General features: G+C 70.8%; 19 protein-coding genes. 10 read left to right on the top strand and 9 right to left on the bottom strand.

Annotated elements, in window-relative coordinates; genetic code table 11:
- The first annotated feature begins 215 nt into the window (after positions 1 to 215).
- Positions 216 to 1,190: an ABC transporter substrate-binding protein gene (locus tag VFA06_RS00255; protein ID WP_324838266.1), complete on the top strand. Its 975-nt coding sequence runs from the start codon at positions 216 to 218 to the stop codon at positions 1,188 to 1,190.
- Positions 1,191 to 1,496: 306 nt separating this feature from the next.
- Positions 1,497 to 2,054, top strand: a complete 558-nt coding sequence (locus VFA06_RS00260; protein ID WP_324838267.1) for a hypothetical protein — start codon at positions 1,497 to 1,499, stop codon at positions 2,052 to 2,054.
- On the opposite strand, the gene VFA06_RS00265 is transcribed toward VFA06_RS00260, so the two are convergent.
- The gene (locus VFA06_RS00265) at positions 2,038 to 3,066 is read right to left on the bottom strand and encodes a hypothetical protein (protein WP_324838268.1); all 1,029 of its coding nucleotides are present in this window, start codon (positions 3,064 to 3,066) and stop codon (positions 2,038 to 2,040) included. The genes VFA06_RS00260 and VFA06_RS00265 overlap by 17 nt on opposite strands.
- Before the next feature lie 158 nt (positions 3,067 to 3,224).
- Here VFA06_RS00265 and VFA06_RS00270 point away from each other — a divergent pair, with 158 nt between their 5' ends.
- Together VFA06_RS00270 and VFA06_RS00275 are read left to right on the top strand one after the other, a co-directional pair.
- The gene (locus VFA06_RS00270) at positions 3,225 to 4,901 is read left to right on the top strand and encodes a peptide-N4-asparagine amidase (RefSeq protein WP_324838269.1); all 1,677 of its coding nucleotides are present in this window, start codon (positions 3,225 to 3,227) and stop codon (positions 4,899 to 4,901) included.
- Between the two features lie 242 nt (positions 4,902 to 5,143).
- Positions 5,144 to 6,769: a histidine kinase gene (locus tag VFA06_RS00275; RefSeq protein ID WP_324838270.1), complete on the top strand. Its 1,626-nt coding sequence runs from the start codon at positions 5,144 to 5,146 to the stop codon at positions 6,767 to 6,769.
- A gap of 58 nt (positions 6,770 to 6,827) precedes the next feature.
- Here the strand turns inward: VFA06_RS00275 and VFA06_RS00280 are convergent, their stop codons facing one another.
- Together VFA06_RS00280 and VFA06_RS00285 are read right to left on the bottom strand one after the other, a co-directional pair.
- Positions 6,828 to 7,256: a pyridoxamine 5'-phosphate oxidase family protein gene (locus tag VFA06_RS00280; RefSeq protein WP_324838271.1), complete on the bottom strand. Its 429-nt coding sequence runs from the start codon at positions 7,254 to 7,256 to the stop codon at positions 6,828 to 6,830.
- A 61-nt stretch (positions 7,257 to 7,317) separates the two neighbouring features.
- Positions 7,318 to 8,016, bottom strand: a complete 699-nt coding sequence (locus tag VFA06_RS00285) for a response regulator transcription factor (protein WP_324838272.1) — start codon at positions 8,014 to 8,016, stop codon at positions 7,318 to 7,320.
- A gap of 307 nt (positions 8,017 to 8,323) precedes the next feature.
- Between VFA06_RS00285 and VFA06_RS00290 the strand changes: the two genes are divergently transcribed.
- A complete protein-coding gene (locus VFA06_RS00290; RefSeq protein ID WP_324838273.1) occupies positions 8,324 to 8,668 on the top strand; it encodes a hypothetical protein in 345 nt (114 codons plus the stop codon).
- A gap of 52 nt (positions 8,669 to 8,720) precedes the next feature.
- Here the strand turns inward: VFA06_RS00290 and VFA06_RS00295 are convergent, their stop codons facing one another.
- Complete coding sequence (locus VFA06_RS00295; RefSeq protein ID WP_324838274.1) at positions 8,721 to 9,794, bottom strand: lysylphosphatidylglycerol synthase transmembrane domain-containing protein; 1,074 nt, start codon at positions 9,792 to 9,794, stop codon at positions 8,721 to 8,723.
- Positions 9,795 to 9,900: 106 nt separating this feature from the next.
- Between VFA06_RS00295 and VFA06_RS00300 the strand changes: the two genes are divergently transcribed.
- Both VFA06_RS00300 and VFA06_RS00305 read left to right on the top strand, forming a co-directional pair.
- Positions 9,901 to 11,025: a glycosyltransferase family 4 protein gene (locus VFA06_RS00300; RefSeq protein WP_324838275.1), complete on the top strand. Its 1,125-nt coding sequence runs from the start codon at positions 9,901 to 9,903 to the stop codon at positions 11,023 to 11,025.
- Positions 11,026 to 11,060: 35 nt separating this feature from the next.
- On the top strand, positions 11,061 to 11,918 hold the full coding sequence (locus VFA06_RS00305; RefSeq protein WP_324838276.1) for a class I SAM-dependent methyltransferase: 858 nt from the start codon (positions 11,061 to 11,063) through the stop codon (positions 11,916 to 11,918).
- A 31-nt stretch (positions 11,919 to 11,949) separates the two neighbouring features.
- Here VFA06_RS00305 and VFA06_RS00310 read toward each other — a convergent pair whose 3' ends face one another.
- A complete protein-coding gene (locus VFA06_RS00310; protein WP_349259992.1) occupies positions 11,950 to 12,882 on the bottom strand; it encodes a glycosyltransferase family 2 protein in 933 nt (310 codons plus the stop codon).
- A gap of 343 nt (positions 12,883 to 13,225) precedes the next feature.
- Between VFA06_RS00310 and VFA06_RS00315 the strand changes: the two genes are divergently transcribed.
- A complete protein-coding gene (locus VFA06_RS00315) occupies positions 13,226 to 16,111 on the top strand; it encodes a hypothetical protein (RefSeq protein ID WP_324838278.1) in 2,886 nt (961 codons plus the stop codon).
- Positions 16,112 to 16,242: 131 nt separating this feature from the next.
- On the opposite strand, the gene VFA06_RS00320 is transcribed toward VFA06_RS00315, so the two are convergent.
- Positions 16,243 to 17,022, bottom strand: a complete 780-nt coding sequence (locus VFA06_RS00320; protein ID WP_324838279.1) for an HAD-IA family hydrolase — start codon at positions 17,020 to 17,022, stop codon at positions 16,243 to 16,245.
- Positions 17,023 to 17,130: 108 nt separating this feature from the next.
- Here VFA06_RS00320 and VFA06_RS00325 point away from each other — a divergent pair, with 108 nt between their 5' ends.
- The gene (locus VFA06_RS00325; protein WP_324838280.1) at positions 17,131 to 17,619 is read left to right on the top strand and encodes a GtrA family protein; all 489 of its coding nucleotides are present in this window, start codon (positions 17,131 to 17,133) and stop codon (positions 17,617 to 17,619) included.
- Here VFA06_RS00325 and VFA06_RS00330 read toward each other — a convergent pair.
- From VFA06_RS00330 to VFA06_RS00340, 3 genes are read right to left on the bottom strand one after another with little or no spacing between them, the layout of a single operon-like run.
- Positions 17,511 to 19,904, bottom strand: coding sequence for a glycosyltransferase (locus tag VFA06_RS00330; RefSeq protein ID WP_324838281.1), 2,394 nt, complete (start codon positions 19,902 to 19,904; stop codon positions 17,511 to 17,513). The two genes, VFA06_RS00325 and VFA06_RS00330, sit on opposite strands and share 109 nt — an antisense overlap.
- Positions 19,901 to 20,848, bottom strand: a complete 948-nt coding sequence (locus tag VFA06_RS00335) for an NAD-dependent epimerase/dehydratase family protein (protein ID WP_324838282.1) — start codon at positions 20,846 to 20,848, stop codon at positions 19,901 to 19,903. Before VFA06_RS00335 ends, VFA06_RS00330 begins: the two co-directional genes overlap by 4 nt.
- An 8-nt stretch (positions 20,849 to 20,856) precedes the next feature.
- Positions 20,857 to 22,035: an NAD-dependent epimerase/dehydratase family protein gene (locus VFA06_RS00340; RefSeq protein WP_349259993.1), complete on the bottom strand. Its 1,179-nt coding sequence runs from the start codon at positions 22,033 to 22,035 to the stop codon at positions 20,857 to 20,859.
- Between the two features lie 213 nt (positions 22,036 to 22,248).
- Between VFA06_RS00340 and VFA06_RS00345 the strand changes: the two genes are divergently transcribed.
- Positions 22,249 to 22,950, top strand: coding sequence for a response regulator transcription factor (locus tag VFA06_RS00345; protein ID WP_324838284.1), 702 nt, complete (start codon positions 22,249 to 22,251; stop codon positions 22,948 to 22,950).
- Positions 22,951 to 23,055 lie beyond the last annotated feature (105 nt).

Genomic DNA, 23,055 nt, shown 5'->3' on the forward strand with positions numbered 1-23,055 from the left:
CGGTGCCCTTTTGTCGCCATCCGGTCACTGGGCGAATGTTGCAACACAGTGAACGGTGACGAGGCGGGGCGGATGGGCCCCCAAGCGATACCTATCGGTGATCGATCGTCGGTTGACGGCCTGTCGATCGGCTGGGTTGGATTGCCACTGGGAACCATTGAGTTTTCCACGCGGGCACGGGGCCGGGCGTGGATTCGTGCGACCAAGGAGCCAGCGTGAATTCCTGGATTACCCGGCGGGTCACCGCCGCCTTCAGTGCTGCCGTGTTGACCGGTGCGTTCGTGGCCGGGTGCGGCAGCAGCGGCGGTTCGAACAACTCCTCGAACCCGCTGACCGGCGGGGGCGGGCAGGCCACCGGCTCCATCGTGGTCGGCTCCGACAACTTCCTGGAGAGCGTGCTGCTGGCTGACATCTACGGCCAGGCGCTGCAGGCGAAGGGTTACAAGGTCAGCTACAAGCTGAACATCGCCAGCCGCGAGGTGACCTACGGCCTGCTCAAGAGCGGCACGATCACGCTCAAGCCGGAGTACAACGGCGCGCTGCTTGCGTACTTGGACAGCCTGGCCAAGAAGACCACCCCGCAGACCTCGACCGACCAGGTGGACGCGGCGATCGCGAGCGAGCTCGCGCCGAACCTCGAGGTGCTGCAGCCCGCGCAGGCGCAGGACAACGACACCCTGACGCTGAGCAAGCAGGCGGCGGCGAAGTACCACATGACGGCGAACTCCTCGATCGCGGACTTCGTGACCGCGCTCAACGGCGCCAACGTCTCGATCGGCGCGGCGGCCGAGTTCCAGACCCGCTACCAGGGCATCCTCGGGCTCGAGCAGGCCTACGGGCTCAAGGCCTCGCAGATCACCTTCAAGTCGCTGGACGCCGGCGGCACGCTGACTGAGACGGCGCTGGCGCAGGGCGCGGTGGACGCCGGCGACCTGTTCACCACGGACCCGACGATCACCCAGAACGGCCTGGTCACGCTGACCGACCCGAAGAACATCTTCGGCCTGCAGAACGTGCTGCCGCTGGTGAACAAGTCGGCGCTGAGCTCCGCCGGAGTGGACGCGCTCAACGCGGTGGACGCGAAGCTGGACAGCAAGACGCTGCTCGACCTCGACGTGAAGACCCAGGTGCAGAAGCAGGACCCGGCCGCGGTGGCCACCGCGTGGCTCAAGTCGGTCGGCCTGGTCTGATTCAGCGCGGCTGACTCAGCGCTCTCTGATCCAGCGCCGTGTGATCCAGCGCTGATTGCGCTCCACCGGTCGAGGCCCGGACCCCCGTCTGACGGTGCGCCAGCAGGCGCGGGGTCCGGGCCTCACTGACAGCATCCTGATCAAGGCGTTGCGACGCTGGCGGGAACCGGCCTATCGGTGCCCGCACCTGGAGCCCGTGCGGGCGTCCACGTACCCTTGCGTATGGAATGGCTCTGCCGTCCGCCCTGTTCGGCGGGCGGCAGAGCTTTACACAAGGTGGCGAAGGGACGCATGATGCGGGGCGCGATGGGTGATCGGAGGGCGCGGCGGCAGTTCGGCGGGCAGCCCGCGCTCCTGGTGCTGGTGGCGGTGCTGCTGTGCGCGCTGATCGGGTCGGCGGGCGCGGCGGCCGCGAGTACAACCTCTGTTTCAGGTGCCACTCAGAGCTCTACCGGTTCCACCGCCGCGGGCAGGACGTACGCGGGCACGGTTTCTTCGGGCACGATTTCCTCAGGCGCGATCGCCGTCGGCAAGGCGGCGAAGGCGCACCCGCAGCTGGTCCGGCCGTTCACCGGGACCGGCTGCCATACCTATGACTACTGGAACGGCGCGCACGTCTGCATCACCGTGGTCGGCACCGGACTGAACATGCAGTCGGCCAGCGGTGAGACGGACGGTCCCGACTCGGACACGGTCAAGCTCTGGGACACCGAGGGCGTGATCACCATATGGGGCCACCCCAGCAATCACTACATGACGATCAGCTGGGCCTCCGGCGGCGGCGTGTGGCTGGCGAACGGCGACAACATGTGCTTCACCGACACGACGCTGAATCAGACCGCCTGCCTCACGATGCATCCGTGACCGTTTGACGGGTGACGGCGCAGGCACCCAGCAGCTCGGCGGCCGCCGCGTGGGCGGCCGCCGGGTCGGGGAGGATCGCGGGCGGCGCGTAGGGTCGGTCGGAGCCGAGCACGATCCGTGCGCGCGCAGCTGACGCGGCCTTAGCGTGTTTTGTCTGCCGGTGACCGAATCCCGCCTCCAGTGACGTATCTCCGCCACCTGCCGAGTCCAACGCCGATCCGAGAGCGGCCACGGCCACCGGGCCGTAGGACGAGGTCTCGAACCAGACCCCTGAGTCGGCGGCCAAGTCAGGCCCGCCGCGGGCCGCGGCGCGTTCCCGGTGAAGCGGCGCGAGCCCGCTCAGCATCGCGAAGCACACCTTGAGCGTGGGGTGCGCGGGACGCCCGAAGGCGGCGAAGGCGTAATACGCCCCGTGCATCTGCTGCACGTAGTCCACGTTCGCGGCCCACCACGGTGGCGCTCCGGGCGAGGCGGCGCGGCCCGCGTGAACGAACAAGGGCTTGTCCCGCTCCTGCAACACGCGCAGCAGCGGCTCACAGCGCGCGTACCCTGCCGCATTGGCGAGCGCGGTAGCGGGCAGTTGCAGCCCGACGCACCCGGCGTCCAGCCAGTGCGTCAGGTCGGCGGGATCGGGGTCGGTCACGCAGGCCGCGGCCCACGCGCCGAAGCCGGCCGGCAACGCGAGCGCGCCGCGGTGGTACGCCTCCAGCAGCGGAGCGGCTTCGGCGGCGGGCAGGTGCTCGATGCCGAGCGGGCTGGACAGGGAGATCAGCGCCAGGTCGAGCTGGTCGACGCGGTTTATCCCGAGGCGCAGCGCCGGGTCATGGTCACGCGGATCGACACGGTAATCCGGCTCGCCGTCGAGGACCAGGGTCCAACCGTCCCCCACCAGACGCGGCGCGGTGGCACGCCCCCGCAGCGCCGCGATGAACCCCTCGGTCCAAAGGTGCTGATGGACGTCTACGCGCACGGCCAGCCGCTCTTCGCCGGGTGTCTTCTCTTCGATCGACACAGTTTCTGCCTGACAAGGTATTGCGCGGGTCCCCGCCGAGCGGACAGGCTTATCCGGTCCCTGCCACAAGCCGGGACAACGACGCCATGCGCCCGTCCAACCCACGAGGACGTGTAGTTCACATGCGAATAACCCGACGATTGTCGCACGCCGGTGCGATGCTCACGATCTTCGCCGCCGCGCTGGTCACCGGGCTTCCCGGATCCGCGGCCGCCGCCTCCGCCCCCGTCGAGATCAACTACCAGAATCCCGTCTCCGCGCTGCCGCCGGTCAGCCGCCCGGCCACCCCGCACTGCACGGTCACCGCCATGCAGCACGACTTCGCCAACAGCTACGGCCAGCCCTTCGTCGGCACCCTCACCCCGCCGAGCGCCTGCCCGGGCCCGTGGTCGAAGGTGGTGCTCGACTGGAGCGGCAGCGTCGCCGGGCGTCAGTACGACCGGCTGGCCGGGGTCTGGATCGGCGGCGCCGAGGTGTTCCGCACCAGTACCCCGGAGCCGGACCCCGCGGGCATCTCCTGGCACGTGGACGCGGACATCTCCCGCTTCATCCCGCTGCTGCGCACCGCGCAACCACTGGTCGTCGACCTCGGCAACATCGTCAACGGCACGTACACCGGGATCTATCACATGACCCTGACGGTCACCTACTACCAGGCCGGCCGCGGGTACCCCGCCGCATCGACCGCCGATCAGGTCATCCCGGTCAGCCAGGGCGGCACCACCTCGGCCGGCTGGTGGTCGCTGACCGGCGGGCAGAGCGCGACGCAGACGCTGACCTTCCCGCGCAACCTCTCCGGCGCGACGCTGGAGGTCTTCGCGCGCGGCGGCGGCTGCGAAGAGTTCTGGTACACGAACGTCCCCGACGCGTATAACCAAGCGCACCCGAGTTACGGGCTGTGCGGCGGCGGACCGTACCGCGAGGTGCGCGTCGAGGTGGACGGAAAGCTGGCCGGGGTGGCGCAGCCGTTCCCGGCGATCTACAGCGGCGGGATCAGTCCGCTGATGTGGCGGCCGATCATGAGCGTGGACTCGCTGCGCACCCAGCCGTACGCGATCGACCTGACCCCGTTCGCCGGGCTGCTCTCGGACGGGCAACCGCACCAGATCACGCTGCTGCCGCCGACCGGTATCACCGACGTGTGGACCATGGACGGCACGCTGTTCCTCGCCACCGACCATCACGCCGCGCACACCGGCGGCGGCCTGCTCACCGACACGATCTCGGCCGAGCCGACGCTTTCCTCCGCGTGGACGACGCCGAGCACCGGCACCGACGTCATCACGACGACCGCGTCGCGCGACTGGACCGTGTCCGGATACGTGAACACCTCGCACGGCCGCGTGATCACCACCGTCCGGCAGCACCTGACGTACTCGAACACGGACACGGTGACCCAGTCCGGCTTCGCGCAGACCGTCGCGCAGAAGGACAGCGGGTACACGCAGGTGAGTACCTCCGAGCACCACTCCACCGGCACGCGCGACGGGTGGTCCTACCCGATCACGGTGACGAGCGTGTACCAGCCGAGCTCGACCGGTTCCGGTTTCCTGGTGCAGGGCAACGCCGACGTGTCCAGGATCGCGACCGAGCAGGTGCTGCTGGGCGATGACTGGCTCACCACCACGAAGGTCAACGACCACGTCACCGCCAAGGGCGTCCTCCAGCGCGATGACAGCGGCGCGGTCGTGCAGGCCGACGGCTCTGACGCGGAGGACTACTCCTCGCTCTCCGCGCAGGCCACCGCCTTCACCAACGCCGGGTGCTACCACCACCGGATCGAAGCGGATCACGGGTACGTGACCTCGGATCGCTACCTGGGCTGCTGGGACTGAACCGCGGCCGAAACCGGCCAGAACACACCGCACGCCGCGCGGGCGGACGGCTCACGCACGAGCCGTCCGCCCGCGCCCTGCCGGGTCGCCGGGCCTCTTCCCGAGCAGGGGCCTTGCTGTAAGAATGCGAACTCAGCGCCGCTAAGGCGCTGGGAGCGCAGCACGCCGCGGCCTGATCACCGCGGCGCCGATCAGGGAGCCGGACTTCGCTCCGGCTTCGGGGGGCGGAATCGGAGCTCGAAATGAAGCCATATCCACCCGGTGATCCGCCGAACCGCCGAAGAGACACCGCCGACCGCGAGCAGGAGCCGACGCCCGCGACCGAGCCGGTGAAAGGATGCTCACTCGCCGACGCCGTCCTCGCGGTGGCCGGGGAGCCGGAGCCCGAGGCCGCGCTGCGCCGAACCGTGGAGAAGGCGATGATCCTCACCAGCGCGCAGCACGGGGCGGTCGGAGAACCGCCCGCGCACGCCTTGGAGACCACCTGGCTCGGCACGCCGATTCCGTTGGGGGCGACCGTTTACACGCAGCTCTATCTGACAGACAAGGCCGACGGCACACGGTTCACGGCGCAGGACGAGATCGCGGCCGGCACCCTGGCGCGGGCCGCCGGGCTGGCGCTCGGACACGCCAGCGAACGCGAGCACGCGCAGTTGGAGCGCAGGCGCCTGACCGCGATCGGACGGTTGGCCGGCAGTCTGCTGGCCGGGGAGCCGCCGCCGGTCGCGCTTGAGGCGTTGGCCGAGCAGGCGCGCGAGCTGGCGGATGCCGATCTGGTGACCGTGACGCTGCCGGACGAGGACGGCGTGCACCAGATTCTCGAGGTGGCGGTGGGCCAGCGCGCCGAGCTCGTCAGGGGCCTGCTTTCGGTGCGGGAGGGCTCGGCCACCGGCGAGGTGCTGCGCACCGGTCGGGCCGCGATCTTCCCGGACGTCGAAGCCGTCTCGGCGAGCGGCGAGGCAGCAGGATCGGGCGCCGCCGGGGAGACGGGCACTTCCGGAAGCACCGGCAGTGCGGCAGGTACGGCCGGCCCGGGAATCGCGGCCGACCGGTTTGCCGAGCTCGGGGTCGGTCCGGCGCTGCTGCTGCCGATGGGGGCGGAGGGCCGGGTGCGTGGAGTGCTCGCGGTCTGCCGGCGCAAAGGGCGCGCCGCGTTCGAGCCCGCGATCCACGCGTCGGTCGCCGAGCTCGCCAGACAGGCGGCGCAGCTGCTGAACCTGGCCGACCGGCGGCTGGACGACGAGTGGGTCCAGGTGTATCAGGACCGTGAACGGATCGCCCGCGACCTGCACGACCTCGTGGTGCAGCGGCTCTTCGGCGTCTGCCTCTCGCTGGAGGGCGCGCGCAACCGGGCGCAGCGCGGCGACGTGGCCGAGCGGATCGGGCAGAGCATCGACGAGCTCGACGACACCATCCGGCAGATCCGCTCGACCATCTTCGCGCTGCAGGCCCAGGGCGCGACCCGGCCCGGCTCGCCGCTGCGGCACCGGATCATCCAGGAGGTCGACGCCGCGCGCCAAGTGCTCGGCTTCTCTGCCGCGCTGCGGATGGAGGGCCTGATCGACACGGATGTGCCGCCGGCCGTAGCGGAGAACGTCATCGCGGTGCTGCGCGAGGCGCTGGCGAACGTGGCCAGGCACGCCCAGGCAAGGCGGGTCGAAGTGGACGTCGCGGTGAGCGACCGGGTGACGATCGAGATCGTGGACGACGGCCTCGGGCCGCCAGCCTCGCTGCGCCGCAGCGGCCTGGCCAATCTCGCCCGCCGGGCCGAGCAGTTCGCCGGCGAGCTCAAGGTGGAGCCGGTGCACCGGGGCGGCAGCGGACTCGGCACCGGCACCCGCATCAGCTGGCAGGTCCCGCTGCGCTGAATCGGCCCCTGGACGGCCCGCACTGCGGACTCGGCACCGACGCCGGCTGCCAGCCGTCTCAGCCTTCTGCTTCCCGCGCGCCGTTCTGCTTCTCGAGCCCGAGCCGCCGGCCCGAGGTCAGGCCGGGGCGCAGCCGCATGACCGTCTCGCTGTCGTCGATGATCCTCGGCCACCTCGGATCGGCCCGCAGCGCTGCGGCCTCCTGCCGGTCCTCCACGGGCTCGGCCCGGCCCACCACGGTGACCCACCAGCCCCCGTCCATGCCGCGGTCCAGCTCGTCAGCCTGGAGCCCGACCACGGCGTGGTCGATCGGGGCCAGCAGCCAGTCCGCGCGCACCGTGCACACCAGGAGGTCCTCGTCCAACTCGGCGTGCTCCACCAGGAAGTTGACCGGCACGACCGCGGGCAGTCCCGAGGCGGTGTAGACGATGCGGCCGAACGGCCGGGTGGAGAGCAGCGTGAGGCACTCGCGCCGGCTCAGCTCCATGACACACCCGCCCGCGCCGCCGGGCCGTGCCGGTACGCGCCATCGCCTTGAATCGCAGCGGTCACCCTGGTCGCCATCGCTCTCCCCCTTCGCGTAGCAGACGACGTTCCGTCGCGAATGCCGCGATCTGCGCGCGCCGGGCCATGCCCAGTTTCTGCAGGAGCCGCGACACATAATTCTTAACGGTCTTCTCGGTCAGACCGGTTCGGTCCGCGATCTGCCGGTTCGTCAGGCCCTGGCCGATCAGGTCGAGCAGGTGGTCCTCGCGGGCTGACAACTCGAGCTCGGGCCCGGCATCGCGCGGGACCGCGGCGCGAAGCCGGTCGAGCATGCGCGTCGTGGACGTGGGATCGAGGATTGACTCACCGGACGCGACCGCGCGTACCGCACTGATCAAGTCGGTACCGCGCACCTGCTTGAGCAAGTAGCCGGATGCGCCCGCCATCACGGCCTCGAACAGCGCGTCGTCATCGCTGTAAGAGGTCAGCATCAGGCAAGCCAGCTCGGGCATACGGGAACGCAACTCACGACAGAGCGAGACTCCGTCGCCGTCCGGGAGGCGCACATCGAGGATGGCCACACGCGGCCGCAGCGCGGGTACCAGCCGCAGCGCCTCGGCCGCGCCGGATGCCTCCCCGGCGAAAACCAGGCCGGGCGCCGATTCGATCAGATCCCTGACCCCGCGCCGGACGATCTCGTGATCGTCCACGACCGCCACCCGGACGGCCTCACCCCCCGGGTGCCCCGGCTCCTCATCCACCGCCCGCTCCTCGCGACGTCTCGCTCGACCGCCGCACCGCGGCGAAGCGTCACTCATGAAGAGTTCGACCACTGGCACGCTAATTGAGGCCGGTGCGCGCCGGAAGGGGGCCCTCGCAACCACATCGCCGCGGGTGCGAACCGGACCGGCGGGAAGTGAAAGTTAGCGCACACCCGATCACACACGTGCGCGTGCGCTCCGGCGCGGGTAAAAGCCGCCCGTCGAGGTGAACCCGGGCGCGGGCGCCGCCGTGAAGGAGGCAAGCTCCCCTCTCACCCGCGGAGCGACCCGGCGTCAGGAGGCGACCATGGACTCGGAAGACACCGAGCTGAGCCCTCGACCGCGGCGGCGCGGCCTGTGGCGCGATGTTCGGGGGCGCCGTGCGCGGCGGTCGCGGCGTGAGGCCTGGAACCTGCGCTTCGAGTCGATCGGCGCGCGGATCCCGGCCGCGATGGTGGTCACCTCGCCGACCCTGCTGCGGGCCGCCGTGGAGGAGGTGTGCTGGCAGGTCGCCATGGACTCCTGGCTGGCGACCCGCCCGCGCCGGTGGCGGCGGCGCGCGTACGCCGCGTGGGCCGCTCAGTTCAAGGAGCTGGAGCGGCGCCGCGAGCAGCTGCGTCAGCTGGTCGAGGCGGAAGTGCTCGCCTGCTGAACGTGCCGGGCCCTGCCCCGGTCCCCGGCCGACCAGCCGCCGACCGGCTCCCTCAGCCCTCGGTTCGGTCCACAGCGTCCGCGGCGTCCGCAGCGTTCTCGGGAGCGTGCCGCCGGCCGCGGCCCAGCCAACCGGCCAGCCCGGCCGCGAGCAGGTCGCCGACCGTGGTCAGCAGGCGCGAGACCAGGGCGACGGCCGTCGCCTTTCCCGCTCCGAGCACCGGAGAGAGCGAGGCGACCAGCACCACCTCGCGCACGCCCGCGCCCGCCGGAGCCAGCACGACCAGGAAGCCCGCGCACCAGGCGAACGCGAAACCGCCGGTCGCGAGCAGGAACGTGCGGCCGTCCGAGGCACCGAGGCGTACCGCGAGCAGCCACACGCTCAGACCGTTGAGCACCCAGTACAGGACCGCCCACAACGTCGCCGCGACAATCGCGCGGCCGGTGAGCGGCACCTCCTGAACCGGCCTGCGGGCCAGCCGCAGCAGCCGGTCGAGCGCCGGATTGAGCACCCTCGGGTGCAGCGCGACCAGCAGCACCGGCGCGGCGAGGAACGCCCAGCCGTAGCCCCCGGTGGTCGAACCGGTCAGCCCGGCCACGGTGCAAATCGCCGCCACGATCAGGCCCGCGGCCAAGGACACCAGTATCGTGATCACGGCCACGGTGGCGGAACGGCGCCGCGGGATGCGCTGCGCCTGCCCGAGCTCCATCTGCGCGAGCACCGGCCAGACCGCGCCCGGCAGATACTTGCCGACCTGTCCGACGAAGAAGATCCGCGACGCGGCCGCGAGCGGCACCCGCGATCCCGCGGCGGTCAACAGCGAGCGCCACTGCAGCACCGAGGCGAGCAGCCCGAGCAGCACCAGGCCGAACGATCCGGCCATGACCGCCGCGCCGAGCCCGGAGAGCCCGGCCCGGACCTGGGACCACTCGTCCTCGATCGCGTAGCCGCCGAGCCCGACGGCGAGCAGCACGAACCCGACGCGCACGGCCGTGCTGCCGAGCAGCGCCTTGGCGCGGGCCGTCGGCGACCTGCGCGCGGCGGCCGACTCTTGACCGCTATCGCCGCCGCTGGGAGTGGACGCGTCGTCGTCTCCGGCGCCGGCCGTTTCGATCGGCTTTGTCACGGTCGTCGTCCGGTCCTTCACAGGCGAAGCCTAACGGCAGTTCCTGACCGGCTTGCCGCAGCAGGGCGGGACGCGGCGGCCGAGTCGGCCACTATTGTCTGTTCCCATGCGAGTGACGGTCTTCGGCACGTATGACGCCAAGGCGCATCCCCGGGTCGCCATCATCGCCGACGGCCTGCGTGCGCACGGCCACGAGGTGCAGGAGTGCAACGCCCCGCTTGGCTTGGACACGGCCACCCGCGTCGCCATCCTCGCGCAGCCCTGGCGGGTGCCGGTGCTGCTGGGCACGCTCGCCCGCCGCTGGCTGGCTCTCGCGCGCGCCGCCCGCCGCCAACCCCGCCCCGACCTGGTCCTGGTCGGCTACCTGGGGCATTTCGACGTGCGGCTGGCCAGGCGGCTGTTCCGGCGGACCCCGATCGTGCTCGATCACCTCATCGGCGCCAGCGACACGGCCCGCGACCGGCAGCTGTCCGGCCGGATCCGGCAGGTTCTGTTGCGCGCGATCGACTCGGGCGCGCTGCGCTCGGCTGATCTCATCGTCGTGGACACCGAGGAGCATCTCGACGCGCTGCCCCCGCGGCACCGGGAGCGGGCGGTTGTGGTTGCGGTCGGCGCGCCGCGCGCGTGGTTCGACGCCGCCGTGAATGTGGACCTCGGCGAGAGCAGCGGTCCGTCGCCACTGCGTGTGCTCTTCTTCGGTCTCTACACGCCGCTGCAGGGCGCGCCGGTCATCGGCCACGCCCTGGCCCAGTTGGCTGGAGCCCCGGTCGAGGCCACCATGGTCGGCGAAGGCCAGGACGGCCCCGAGACCCGCCAGGCCGCCGCGACCAACCCGGCCGTGCGCTGGCTCGACTGGGTCGCCCCGGACGAGCTTCCATCCCTGGTCGCGCGGCACGACGTGTGCCTGGGCATCTTCGGCACCGGCCCCAAGGCGCTGCGCGTCGTGCCCAACAAGGTCTTCCAGGGGGCGGCGGCCGGCTGCGCGATCGTCACCTCGGACACGCCCCCGCAGCGCCGCCTGCTCGGCGACGCCGCCGTCTTCGTGCCGCCCGGCGACCCCGACGCGCTGGCCGCCGCCCTGCTGCGCCTGGCCGAAGACCGCGCCGAGCTGCATCGGGCCCGCGAGGCCGCGCGGAGCCTCGCGCTCGGCTCGTTCGCCGCCGAGCAGATCGTCACCCCGCTGATCAAGCGGCTCGACGAGCTGCCCGCGCGCAAACGCGCGGCGACCTGATAGACATACGAACCCGACGCGACGAAAGGCTGGGTATGAGCGAGCACGGTCCGCAGACACCGGACGCGGTCTCCGGCACGGGGGCGGCCGGCGCCGCGTCGCCCGGCTCTGGACCGGCTCCGGCCGAACCGGGCGCGCCTGAAAACCGGCCGTCGATGGACCGGCTCGCCCCCCTCGCGGCGAACGCGTGGCTGCGCTACGACGTCATACGCCGCATGATCCCGCAGGGTGTCAGCGACGTGCTGGAGGTCGGCTGCGGCATGGGCGCGGTCGGCGTCCGGCTCGCCGCACAGTTCAACTATCTGGGCTTGGAGCCGAGTCCGGAGTCATTCGCCGTGGCCAGCCGCCGTATCGCGCTAGGCGGCCGCGGCGAGGTGCGCAACGTGCTCGCCGACGAGCTCGACCCGGCCATGCAGTTCGACCTGGTCTGCGCCTTCGAGGTGCTTGAGCACATCGAGGACGACGCCGGGGCGCTTGAATCATGGGCGCGGCGCATACGTCCTGGCGGCTGGCTGTTGCTATCCGTGCCGGCTCACCAGAGCCGTTACGCGGCGCACGACGTGCTGGCCGGTCATTTCCGCCGGTATGAGCGCGCAGACCTCGCCGCGTTGCTGGAGAAGGCCGGCTTCTCTCAGGTCGAGTCGCGCGAGTACGGCATGCCGCTGGGCTACCTGCTGGAGGCCGCGCGCAACGCGGTCGGGAAGCGAAAGCTCGCCGCGGCGCCGGGAGCGTCGATGGAACAGCGCACCGGGGCGTCCGCGCGCCTGCTTCAGCCGAAGGGGCTGCTTTACGGAGGGGTGGCCCGGTACGGAACAGCCCCGTTCCGGTACTTGCAGCGCGGCTTCCCGGGCATCGGAACGGGACTGGTTGTACGCGCGAGGCTGACGGCCTAAGGGCGGGCCGGCGGCCCGCCCGCGACTCGCGTCATTCCCCCCGGGAGCGGACGATCAGGTCGGCCAGCAGCGCGAGCGAGCCGATGATCAGACCGCTGAGGAAGATCAGCACGGTGTCCCCGGCGATGCGCACCGGGTGCATCACCATGTCGTAGATCCCCTTGCCGAAGCCGATGGTCACCAGCCACAGCGCCGGCGGCATCAGGACCTTGAGCGGGTTGAAGTACATCACCATCCGCAGCACCTGCAGGATGTAGCGGTAGGCGTCCTTGACGAACCGGAACTTCGAGACGCCCGAGCGCTTGGCGTACTCGATCGGCACATAGGCCAGGTCGTGCTGGTTGGACAGGAACGCCAGCGTGATCGTGGTGACGCAGGAGAAGCCGGGGGGCAGCAGCCGCAGGTAGGGCTGGGCGACATCCCTGCGCATCGCGCGCAGCCCCGAATTCAGGTCCGGGATGCGCTGGTTGACCAGCCGCTCGGCGATCTTGCGGATCAGCCACTTGGCCGGGACGCGCAGCAGCTTGTGCGTCCCCTCCTCGCTGGTGCGCGCGCCGACGACCTGGTCGATGCTCGAGTCGGTGTCCAGCAGGGCGACCAGCTCGGGAATGCGCTCGTTCGGGTAGGTCATGTCCGCGTCGGTCCACACCACGATGTCCCCGCGCGCCATCTGCGTGCCGATGCGCCGGACCGTGCCCGCCCCGCCGTTGCGCCGGAACGCGACCACCTTCAGGTTCGGGTACTCGTCCTCGGCGGCCAGCAGCACCTGCAGCGTCTGGTCGGTGGAGGCGTCGTCCACGGCCAGCAGCTCGTAGCTGTAACCCGCGCCGTCCATGGCGGCGCAGATCCGCTTGACCTCCAGCAGCACGTGCGCGTCCTCGTTGTAGCACGGCAGGACGATGGTCACGTGCGGGGCTTCGCCGTCCTGCCCCGACGGGGCCCCGGCGGCCGACTGAGCGGCCAGCGGCTTCGCCGGATCTGTGAGCAACACGCGAGCGGTTTCCTTCCAGTAGGACCGTGGGCGTCCCCAGGGTAGTCAGCATCGCTAACATTTGGCCACGCGCCGTCCGGATGTGTCACTGGACCATCGGCCACACTCAGATAACCTTCATCCGGCCTGACTATGTTCGCTCAGTCCGCGCCGTCCTTGCCGCACCTGCCGAAGCGAAGACCTACGGAAACCGATGACCAGCGATTCCGAAGCAATAACTACCGAGGACTCCACCGCCGCGCCGGTGGTTTCGGAGGAGGAATCCGCGCAGATTGTGACCGCTCACGGCTCGGGGACGGGATCGCAGGATCCGGACGTGAAGGCCGCGACACGCCATGGCCGGCGCCCGCGGGCGCTCACCATCGTCTCGTTCCTCGCGGTCGCCCTGTTCGCGCTCTGGGGCATCGGCACGCCGCTGATCGGCAATGGATCGCTGACCACCACGGACAAGATGGTGACGTTCAGCCCCTACGCGGAGTCCGGTTTCGCGGACAGCACCACCAGCAACATGTACTTGGACGACACGTTCACCTCGGAGTTTCCCAGCATCATCCTGTATAAGCAGGCATTGACGCACGGGCTCACGAACGGTCAGTGGGATCCGTACATGAGCGGCGGTGTGCCACTAGCGTCGACGCCGAACTATGCGATGGCCTCGCCGCTGAGCGTCGTCTACTACGTGCTGCCGGTCTGGCTCGCTCCGGCCTACGAGCGGTTGCTTGAGATCATCGTCGCGGTCGGCGGCTGCATGCTGTTCCTGCGCCGGCTCGGGCTCTCCCGGCCGGCCGCGCTGACCGCCGGGATGGTCTTCGCGACCAGCGGTTTCATGGTGGCCTGGCTCAACTTCCCGCAGACCAGGGTGGCCTCGCTCATCCCGGCGCTGTTCTGGACCATCGAGCGGTATCTGCAGGAACGCCGGCTGAGAGACGCCGCGCTGATCTCGCTGCCGGTCGCTTCGCTGCTGCTCGGCGGTTTCCCCTCGGTGGCCGGATACGCGCTGGTGACGGCGGCGGCCTACCTGGTGGTCCGGATCGTCGCCGAGAACCGCGGCCAGCTGCGCCGGGCCTGGCGGCCGGCGGCCGGAGCCGGATTGGGCGCCGCGGCCGGGCTGGGCCTCGCCGCCTTCCAGCTGCTTCCGTTCTCCGCTTTCCTGCACACCTGGTACACCGCGAACCGCGCGCAGGACGCCACCCAGCACATTGACGTGACGGCTCTGCTCACCTCGTTCGCGCCCTGGGCCTTCGGCACGGCGGATCCGGCTCGGCCGCCGCTGTTCTACCTGGGCTTCAACTTCATCGAGTACATCGGGTACCTCAGCGCCGGCGCGGTGGTGCTGGCCCTGGTGGCTTTCGCCCTGCCGCGCGCCGGCCGGGCGATGCTGCCACGCGCGGTGTGGGTGTTCTTCGCGGCGGCCGCACTGGTCTGGGGCGAGCTGATCTACGTCGGCGGCTGGCCGCTGGGCGTGCTGCAGAACACTCCGGGGTTGCAGTCGCTGTTCGCGATCAACTACATCGGCCGCTCCCGCAGCGTGTTCGGCTTCGTGGTCGCGGTGCTCGCGGGCATCGGCTTCGAGCTGCTGCTGCGCCGCCGCGCGCAGCGGACGGCAGGGCGGCCGCGCGCGGCGACCTGGTGGGCGGCCGGGCTGGGTGTGGTGACCGCGGCGTTCGGTGGCCTGTTGGTGTGGTGGGGTGAGCACCATGCCAGCGCGGAGCAGGCGCTGTTGCGGCAGCAGAACGACCAGACCGACGTGGTCGGGCTCTACTGGCGGGAGCTCGGCAAGGGCTTGGTGCTGGTGGCCGCGGCGGTCGCGTGCGTGGTGGTACTGAGGCTCGCCGCGCGGCGCATGACCGCCCCGGACTACGACCGGGTGTGGCGCAAGGCCAGGTTCGCCGCCGCGGCCGTGCTCCCGGTGCTCATCGCGGTGCAGAGCGGCAGCTTCGTGTCGCTGTACAGTCCGAATTCGCCGAAGGACACGTTCTACCCGGTGACGGACACGCACTCGTTCCTCGCCGCGAACCTGGGCGAGCAGCGCTTCGCGTCCAGCGAGACGGGCATGATCTTCGGCACGAACGTGGCGTACGGCCTGCGCTCGGTCAACGGACACGCCTTCATCAACCAGAACTTCACCGCGCTGGTCAAGGGCGTGCCCGGCGACTCGGTGCCGTTCACGACGTACATCGACTTCGCGGCCTCGCACGCCACCGCGACCAGCCCGATCCTCGACCTGCTCGGCACGAAGTACTTCGTCACCGAGCTGAGCGATCCGGTGCTCGGCACCGAGACCCCGGCCCAGGGCGACGGCACGCAGCTGACCCTGCAGCCGGGGCGGCCGGTGACCGCGCCGGTGCCGATCACCGGTCCGCTGCGCGGGGTGGGCATCCTGATCCAGGGTGCCGTCGCGGACTCGCTGAGCGCGCAGGACCCGAACAGCTGGATCGAGGTCGCGATCCACGACGCGAACGGGACGCAGATCGCCGACTCGAAGCGGCTGACCGGCACCATCGACCCCACCGACCCGAACGGCGACTTCACGGTCCCGGTGACGGCCGACGCGGTGGCCGCCGGGGCGCAGCTGACCGCGACCCTGACCTTGCACGCGAAGGACCCGCTGACCATCGCCGCGAAGAACGGCACCACCCCGGCGCTGACCGCGATCGCCGGCGCCGACGACGGGCTGCGGCTGGTGCACGTCGGGACGAACGCGATCTACGAGCGGCTGACCGCGCTGCCGCGCATCCGCTGGGCATCGCACAGCGAGCTCGTCACCGGCGAGTACAACCGGGTGCAGATGCTCGCCAACGGGCAGGTGGACGGCGACACGGTGGTGTTGTCCAGCTCCGGCCCGGCGGCGTCGGGGCAGCCTGGCACGGTGCACGTGAACGAGGACGGCCTGGACACGATCTCGACCACGGTGAACGCGCAGGGCCTCGGTTACCTGGTGGTCGCGGACGCCGATCAGGTGGGCTGGACGGCCACGCTGGACGGCAAGAAGGCGCCGCTGGTCTCCGCCGACGAAGGCGTGGTGGCGGTGGCGGTCCCGGCCGGTACCCACACGGTCGCCCTGCACTTCTCCGCTCCGCGCGGCACGATCGCGTACACGCTCACCGGGGTGACCGTGTTCGGTCTGATCGCCGTCGTGCTCGGCGAGGTCTGGTGGAACCGGCGCCGGCGGCGCGAGACCGAGCCAGCGGCAGTCGCCTAGGAGTGGCCGCTTGGGGGCCAGCTTCCCGGCGGCCAGCTTCCGGCAGTCGGCCTCTAGCAGCCGGCTCCCAGCAGCCGGCTCCCGGCGGCCAGCTTCCGGCAATCGACTTCCGGCAGCAGCGGCGCGCTCAGTCAGTCGACGATGACGACGATCCGGCCAGCTGCGCCGCTCTCGCCCCTCTCGCCGTCCTCGCCGCCTTCTGGTGCGGTCACTCCGGCTATTCGCACCGCGCTGAGGTCCGGAACGACCACGTCGGCGTCCAGCTCGTCGGCGGCGTGCGTCGTGGCGACGGCCACCGTCGCCGCTCCGGCGGCGCGGGCGGCGGCGAGCCCGGCCGGAGCGTCCTCGAAGACCAGGCAGCGCTCCGGCGGCACGCCCAGCAGCTTGGCGCCGAGCAGGAACGGCTCGGGGTCCGGCTTACCGCGGCTCACATCGTCGATAGTGACCAGCACCGGCCCGTCCACTCCAACAATGCCCACCCCAGCCGCGTCCGGGTCAGCAGTGCCCAACCCGGCCGAGCCCACTCCGGCAGCACTCACTCCGCCGATGTCCACTCCAGCCGCGCCGAGCCGGACCCGGGCCAGCTGCCGACCGGCCGAGGTGACCACGGCCCAGCGTCCCGCGGGCGCCGCGGCCAGCAGCCGGGCCGCGCCCGGCAGCAGGACGACGTCGCCAGTGTCGGTCCGCTCCAGCTCGTCCAGGCGCTCGGCGGCCGCCGGGATCAGCTCGGCGGGCAGCAGATCGGCCAGGATCTCCACGGCCGGGCGTCCGTGCCTGGGCACCACTGCGAACAGGTCGGGCGGAATCGGGAACTCGGCCGCCACGGTCTGCCAGCCGCGCAGCACCGAAGCCGTCGAGTCGACCAGTGTCCCGTCCATGTCGAACAGCAGGGCGTCTACCTCGAAGCGCATGATCGGCGAGTCTAGTCGGCCATGGCGAACAGCCAGTTAATCGTATTGATCGCGGATTTGGAGGTTACGTTCAGGCTGACCGGCTACCGTCGCCGGGAAAGGAGCAGCGTGTCGATTCTCAGATCCGTGACCTCGTCCCGGCGTTGGCGCACGTTCCTGCGGTACGCCGCGGGTTCGCTGGTCGCGACCGGATGCAGCGAAGTCGTGCTGGTGGCCGGGTACGGCCTGCTCGGCCTTGGGCCGCAGGCGGCCTCCCTGGTGGCCTGGGTGGCCGGGGCGGTGCCCAACTACCTGCTCAACCGGCGCTGGGCCTGGCGCGAGCGCGACCGCCCGCCGGTGCTGCGCGAACTGCTCCCCTACTGGGTGATCACGCTGGGCACGGCCGCGCTCGCGATCGCCGCGACCACCGCCGCGGACGGGGTGGTGCGGCACGCGGTCAGCGATCGCGGCGAGCGCTCGTTCCTGCTCGGCGTGGTGTACCTGGCCGCCTACGGCCTGGTCTTCGTGATCAAGTTCGTGCTCTTCGACGGTTGGGTGTTCTCCGCCAAACGCTCCTGCTCCGCAGCCGCCGCGGTGCCGGCCACCGAGTCGGGCTGAGCGGCGCGGTGGCGTTCGCGCCACCAGGTGCGCAGGACGACGCGCGCGTACCGGAACCCGTAGACCAGGTTCCCGCCCTTCTTCGTCTGCCCGCCGCCGCGCTGACGGATCGTCATCGGCACCTCGGCGACCCGGTGCCCTGCGGCCAGCACGCTGATCAGCAGCTCGGAGGACTGGTACTGCGGCTGTTCGAGGGTGAGCGCGGCCGGGACGCCGGCGCGCATGGCGCGGAAGCCGAAGGACGTGTCGGTCACCCGCGTGTGCATCAGCCTGCTGACGATGAAGGCGAAGACCCGGCAGCCGAGCTGGCGCACCGGATCGCGGGTCTGATGGCTGCCGAGGACGCGTGATCCGGTCACGAAGTCGGCGCTGCCGTCGAGCAGCGGCGCGAGCAGTTGCGGCAGTTGCGTGTTGTCGTACTGTCCGTCGGCGTCGGTGGTGACGATGTACTGCGCGCCGGCTTCGTGCGCGAGCCGGTAGCCGAGCCGCAGCGCGGCACCCTGGCCGCGGTTCTCCGCAGCGACGCAGGTGTACGCGCCGTACTTGAGCGCGATCTCGGCGGTCTCGTCCGTCGCGCCGTCGACGACGACGAGCGGCACTACCTGCATCCCCTCGCACTCGGTCGGCAGCGTCTCCAGTACCGGGCCGATGGCCTCCGCCTCGTTGTAGGCGGCGATCACGATGACCACGGGCGCGAGGACCGGCTGCGCGCCATAACGCTCGTGGAAGTCGGCCGCGGCCTGCGCGTCCGTCGGATCGGGGTAGGCGGCCAGCAGCGGCCGTGGCCGCTTGTCCAGCCCGAGCAGCGCCATGAGTCCGAGCGCCCCGCCCAGTGGGAGCAGGGTGAGCGCGGGCAGCTGGTAGCGCCAGGAGTACTCGAACAGGTCGGCGCCGAGCAGCAGCGCCAAGCCGGAGGCCGTGAAAAGGAAGCAGGCCGGGCGCAGCGGGCTGCGGCGAGCGCGGCGAGTGACGCCGGCCGCCCCGGCCAGTCCGGCCAGAAGCGCGGCGCCGAAGAAGTAGCCCGGGGTGTAACCGCCGTTGAGCTGATAATCCAGCAGACCCTGCGCGAGCGTGCCGTTTGCGTAGGCCGACTGTTCACCGATGCTGCCGAACAGCGCGGCCGGCGTCCGGTCGTCGGCCCAGACCGGGTAGGTGGTGAAGAACTGCCAGCGGGCGATCGGGGTGGCGCCGGGCACGTCTTGTCGCGGCGAGAGGAACAGCGCGAGGAAGTCGCGGCCGACGGCGCCGGCGAAATCGAGCGGCTGATGCTCGATCACATAGCTGGCGAAGCGGTGCTCGAGCGCGGGCGCGTTCGGGTCGTTCGCCAGTTTGGCCAGCGGGGAGCCGGGATTGTTGTCGTAGAAGTCAGGGCCGGTGCTCTCGCGCTGCGCGACCGTTTCGGAGGGGCAGATCGCGGCGAGGTCCGCGGGCATCGCCGCGCAGTTCGCGACGGTCGCCGCCCGGCCGTAGAGCATCGCCGCGCCGGTCGGTGAGTTGGGCGTGAACTGACCGGTGTACACGTCCATGTCCCAGGCGTAGAGCAACACCGGCAGCAGGAACCCGGCGAGCAGCAACGCGGTTGACCGCAGCCGCGGCCTCCAGCGCGGTCCGCTGACCCACAGCACATACAGCAATGCGGGCACGATCGTGACCTCGCCGATGGACCGCACCGCGACGCTCATGCCGAGGATCAGCCCGGCCGCGACAATGCTCTTGGCGCCCGTCTTCCTGCGCCAGGCCAGCAGCAACAGCGCGCCGGTGACCATGCCGAGGAAGATCGAGTCGCTGAGCAGGTACTCCTCCATCTGCCACTGGTAGGCGTCGAGGAGGATCGGCGCGGCGGCCACGGCCGCGAGGGTCTTCGGAGCGCCGCAGCGTCGCAGCAGCGCGTACACGCCCAGCCCCGCCGCCAGGCCGAGCAGGTGCTGGAAGACGGCGAGGGTGAACAGGTTGGCCAGCGCCAGGAAGACCTTGATGACCAGCGAGTAGCCCATCGGGTCCTCGCCCTGGGGCAGCAGGTCGGTGCTGTTGCCGACGTACCAGAAGGAGTCGAGGTTGGTCAGCAGCGGCCGGTAGGCCTGCAACGCCAGCAGCCGGCCGATGGCTCCGGCGACGAAGAGCAGCGTGAAGAACCAGTGCTCCGGCGCGGCTCGCAGCAGGCGGCGCGGAGCCGCCGCCGTCCACGCGCGCAGCGGCGGCCACAGCCCGGCGGGTGACTGCGCCCAGGGCGGCAGCCGGCCGGCTCGGCGGCCCGGCCGTGCGGATGCCGCCGCCGCTCCGGTCACGGCCGCTGCCCGCGGAAGTCCTGCCAGACCCCGGCCAGGCCGTCCTCCAGGGTGACCTGCGGCTCGTATCCGAGCGAGCGGGCGCGGGCGATGCTGACCACGACGGCCGGCATCTCGCCGGTCTGGGCCGGGATGTGCTCGGCGGGCAGTTCGGTTCCGGTGGCCGCGCGGGCCGCGCGCACCAGTTCCAGGACGCTGACCGACCGGCCGGCGCCGATCACCAGCGGGCCGAGGGCCTGCTGGGTCCAGGCGGTGAGCACGCCGCGCGCCACGTCCTCGACATGCACGAGGTCACGCGACTGCTTGCCGTCGCCGTAGATGCGGACCGTCTCGCCGTCGCGGGCGGCGCGCATGAGCCGAGGCACGAAGCTGTCCTTGTGCGCCATGCCCGGACCATAGACATTGGTGAACCGCAGCGCGCAGGTGGCCATGCCGTACGCGCCCGCGTAGCCGGACAGCAGCATCTCGCAGGCCGCCTTGGAGGCGCCGTAGGGCGTGAGCGGCCGCAGCGGCGATGACTCGTCGATCGTCGCCGTGCCCACGTCCCCGACCACGGCATTGGTCGAGGCGAGCAGGAACCGCGGCACGTTGTGCAGCCGCGCCAGTTCCAGCAGCCCGGCCGTGGCAGTGACGTTCAAGTCGTGCACTCCGGCCGGATCGCGCATCGAGGCCAGCACCGAGGTCGCGGCCGCGAGGTGGACGATCCCGTCGAGCCCGGGGGTTACCGCCGCCTCGCGGAACGCGGGGTCGCGCAGGTCGCCGGTCAGCGCCTCGCAGCCCTGCGGCACGTCGCCCGGATGCCGGTCCGCGACGATCACGGTCGCCCCGGCCCGCGCCAGCGTGCGGGTGACATGCCGTCCGATGAAGCCCGCGCCGCCGGTGACCAGGATGCGCTGCCCGGCGAGCTGACCATCCGCGGATTGCGTCGCTGCCGCCTCGGTCATCGGCGCGCTCACTGCGCGACGGCGACGGCCGAGGACGGGTTGCTCTGCCTGCGCCAGTGCACGACCGGGCGCATCGCGTCGAGCTCGATCCGGTCCCGGTTCTGCTCGACGACGTCGAACAGCGACTCGATCAGTGTGTCGGAGAGCAGATGCGGTTGCAGGCCGAGCTTCTCCAGGCTGGTGTGCACCGCGTTGTAGTAGTGGTTCTCGGACTCGACGCGCGGGTTGTCCAGGTACTCGACTTGGACGTCTCCCGGGTACGCTGCGGCCACCGTCTTGGCGATCTGTTCGACCGAGAGCGACTGCGTCATCTGGTTGAACACTCGGAACTCTCCGGCCGCGGCTGGGTTCTCACAGGCGATCCGGATACATTCCGCGGTGTCCCGGATGTCGATCAGCCCGCGGGTCTGCCCGCCGGTGCCGTACACGGTCAGCGGGTGGCCGAGCACCGCCTGGATGACGAAGCGGTTGAGCACGGTGCCGAACACCGCGTCATAGTCGAAGCGGGTGGCCAGCCTCGGGTCGAGCACGGTCTGCGGGGTCTGCTGCCCGTAGACGACGCCCTGGTTGAGGTCGGTGGCGCGCAGGCCCCAGATCCGGCAGGCGAACTCGATGTTGTGGCTGTCGTGCACCTTGGACAGGTGGTAGAAGGAGCCGGGCCGCTTCGGGTAGAGCATCCGGTCGGTGCGCCCGTTGTGGGTGATCTCCAGCCAGCCCTCTTCGATGTCGATGTTCGGCGTGCCGTACTCGCCCATCGTGCCGAGCTTGACCAGGTGGATGGCGGGATCGGTCTCGGCGATCGCGTAGAGCAGGTTCAGCGTGCCGACGACGTTGTTGGTCTGCGTGTAGACCGCGTGCGCCTGGTCGATCATCGAGTACGGCGCGGCCCGCTGCTCGGCGAAGTGCACGACGGCGTCTGGCCGGAAGCCGGCTATCGTCGCCTTGGTGAACTCGGGGTCGGTCAGGTCGCCGACGTACGAGGTCAGCCGCTTGCCGGACACCTGCCGCCAGGCCTCGACCCGGTCTGCGAAGGACTCGATGGGCACCAGGCTGCGCACGCCGAGCTCGGTGTCGTACCCGCGCCGGGCGAAGTTGTCGAGCACCGCGACCTCGTGGCCGTGGTCCGACAAGTACAGGGCCGTGGGCCAGCCGAGGTAGCCGTCCGCGCCCAACACCAGGATCCGCATGACCTCATCCATCCGCGCTCGTGACCGGGCTGTTACCAAGGCTCAGTGGACATGCGGCGTCTGAAAGGGCGCTGGGCGCTTTCTGCAAAGAGCCTGAAATTCGGGCCCGGGACGAGGGATGATCCCCCTATGGACTCTCGCCGCCTTACAGCTCATATTCAGGAAACAGGCAGCAGACGTTCAGTTGCCCAGCGCAGGATCGGCACCGTGCCGATGACCGAGGAATCCGCCCCGCGCCTGCTCGTCGTGGACGACGAGCCGAACATCCGCGAACTGCTCTCGGTGAGCCTGCGGTTCTCCGGGTTCGAGGTGGTCGCGGCGGCCAGCGGACGCGACGCGCTGGAGAGCGCGGAGCGCGACCCTCCGGACCTGGTGATCCTGGACGTGATGCTGCCCGACCTGGACGGATTCCAGGTGGCCCGGCGGCTGCGCGAGTCCCGGCAGGTGCCCATCCTGTTCCTGACCGCGCGTGACGCGCTGCAGGACAAGGTGACGGGCCTGACCCTCGGCGGGGACGACTATGTCACCAAGCCGTTCAGCCTGGAAGAGGTGGTCGCGCGGATCCGGTCGGTACTGCGGCGTACCCGCGGCGATACGCCCTCCGCAGCCCGGTACCGGGTAGGCGATCTGGAGCTCAACGAGGACGCGCACGAGGTGCGGCGCGCGGGCAGGCTGATCGAGCTGTCGCCGACGGAGTACAAGCTGCTGCGGTACCTCATGCTCAACAGCGGCCGGGTGCTGTCCAAGGCGCAGATCCTGGACCGGGTGTGGAACTACGACTTCGCCGGTCAGCACGGCATCGTGGAGTCGTATGTCTCCTTCCTGCGGCACAAGCTGGAGAGCCAGGGGCCACGGATGATCTACACGGTGCGCGGGCTCGGGTACATTCTGCGCGAGCCGCATGAGGGAGACTGAGTCTTCAGGATTCGGTCGGACAATCGCGGCCGTGGCCACCGGCTGAAGCGACGACGGCACGCAGTGACCACAGATGACGGACTTGGACGGGAGCGGTGCAGCGCC

The sequence above is a fragment of the Actinocrinis sp. genome, from assembly GCF_035653575.1.
GTDB lineage: Bacteria > Actinomycetota > Actinomycetes > Streptomycetales > Catenulisporaceae > Actinocrinis.

Excerpts from the sequence above, each read along its gene's own strand:
- VFA06_RS00275 (WP_324838270.1), top strand. The coding sequence starts at position 5,144 with ATGAAGCCATATCCACCCGGTGATCCGCCGAACCGCCGAAGAGACACC.
- VFA06_RS00290 (WP_324838273.1), top strand. The coding sequence starts at position 8,324 with ATGGACTCGGAAGACACCGAGCTGAGCCCTCGACCGCGGCGGCGCGGC.
- VFA06_RS00320 (WP_324838279.1), bottom strand. The coding sequence starts at position 17,022 with ATGCGCTTCGAGGTAGACGCCCTGCTGTTCGACATGGACGGGACACTG.
- VFA06_RS00260 (WP_324838267.1), top strand. The coding sequence starts at position 1,497 with ATGGGTGATCGGAGGGCGCGGCGGCAGTTCGGCGGGCAGCCCGCGCTC.
- VFA06_RS00270 (WP_324838269.1), top strand. The coding sequence starts at position 3,225 with ATGCTCACGATCTTCGCCGCCGCGCTGGTCACCGGGCTTCCCGGATCC.
- VFA06_RS00335 (WP_324838282.1), bottom strand. The coding sequence starts at position 20,848 with ATGACCGAGGCGGCAGCGACGCAATCCGCGGATGGTCAGCTCGCCGGG.
- VFA06_RS00345 (WP_324838284.1), top strand. The coding sequence starts at position 22,249 with ATGACCGAGGAATCCGCCCCGCGCCTGCTCGTCGTGGACGACGAGCCG.
- VFA06_RS00300 (WP_324838275.1), top strand. The coding sequence starts at position 9,901 with ATGCGAGTGACGGTCTTCGGCACGTATGACGCCAAGGCGCATCCCCGG.
- VFA06_RS00340 (WP_349259993.1), bottom strand. The coding sequence starts at position 22,035 with ATGCGGATCCTGGTGTTGGGCGCGGACGGCTACCTCGGCTGGCCCACG.
- VFA06_RS00305 (WP_324838276.1), top strand. The coding sequence starts at position 11,061 with ATGAGCGAGCACGGTCCGCAGACACCGGACGCGGTCTCCGGCACGGGG.
- VFA06_RS00280 (WP_324838271.1), bottom strand. The coding sequence starts at position 7,256 with ATGGAGCTGAGCCGGCGCGAGTGCCTCACGCTGCTCTCCACCCGGCCG.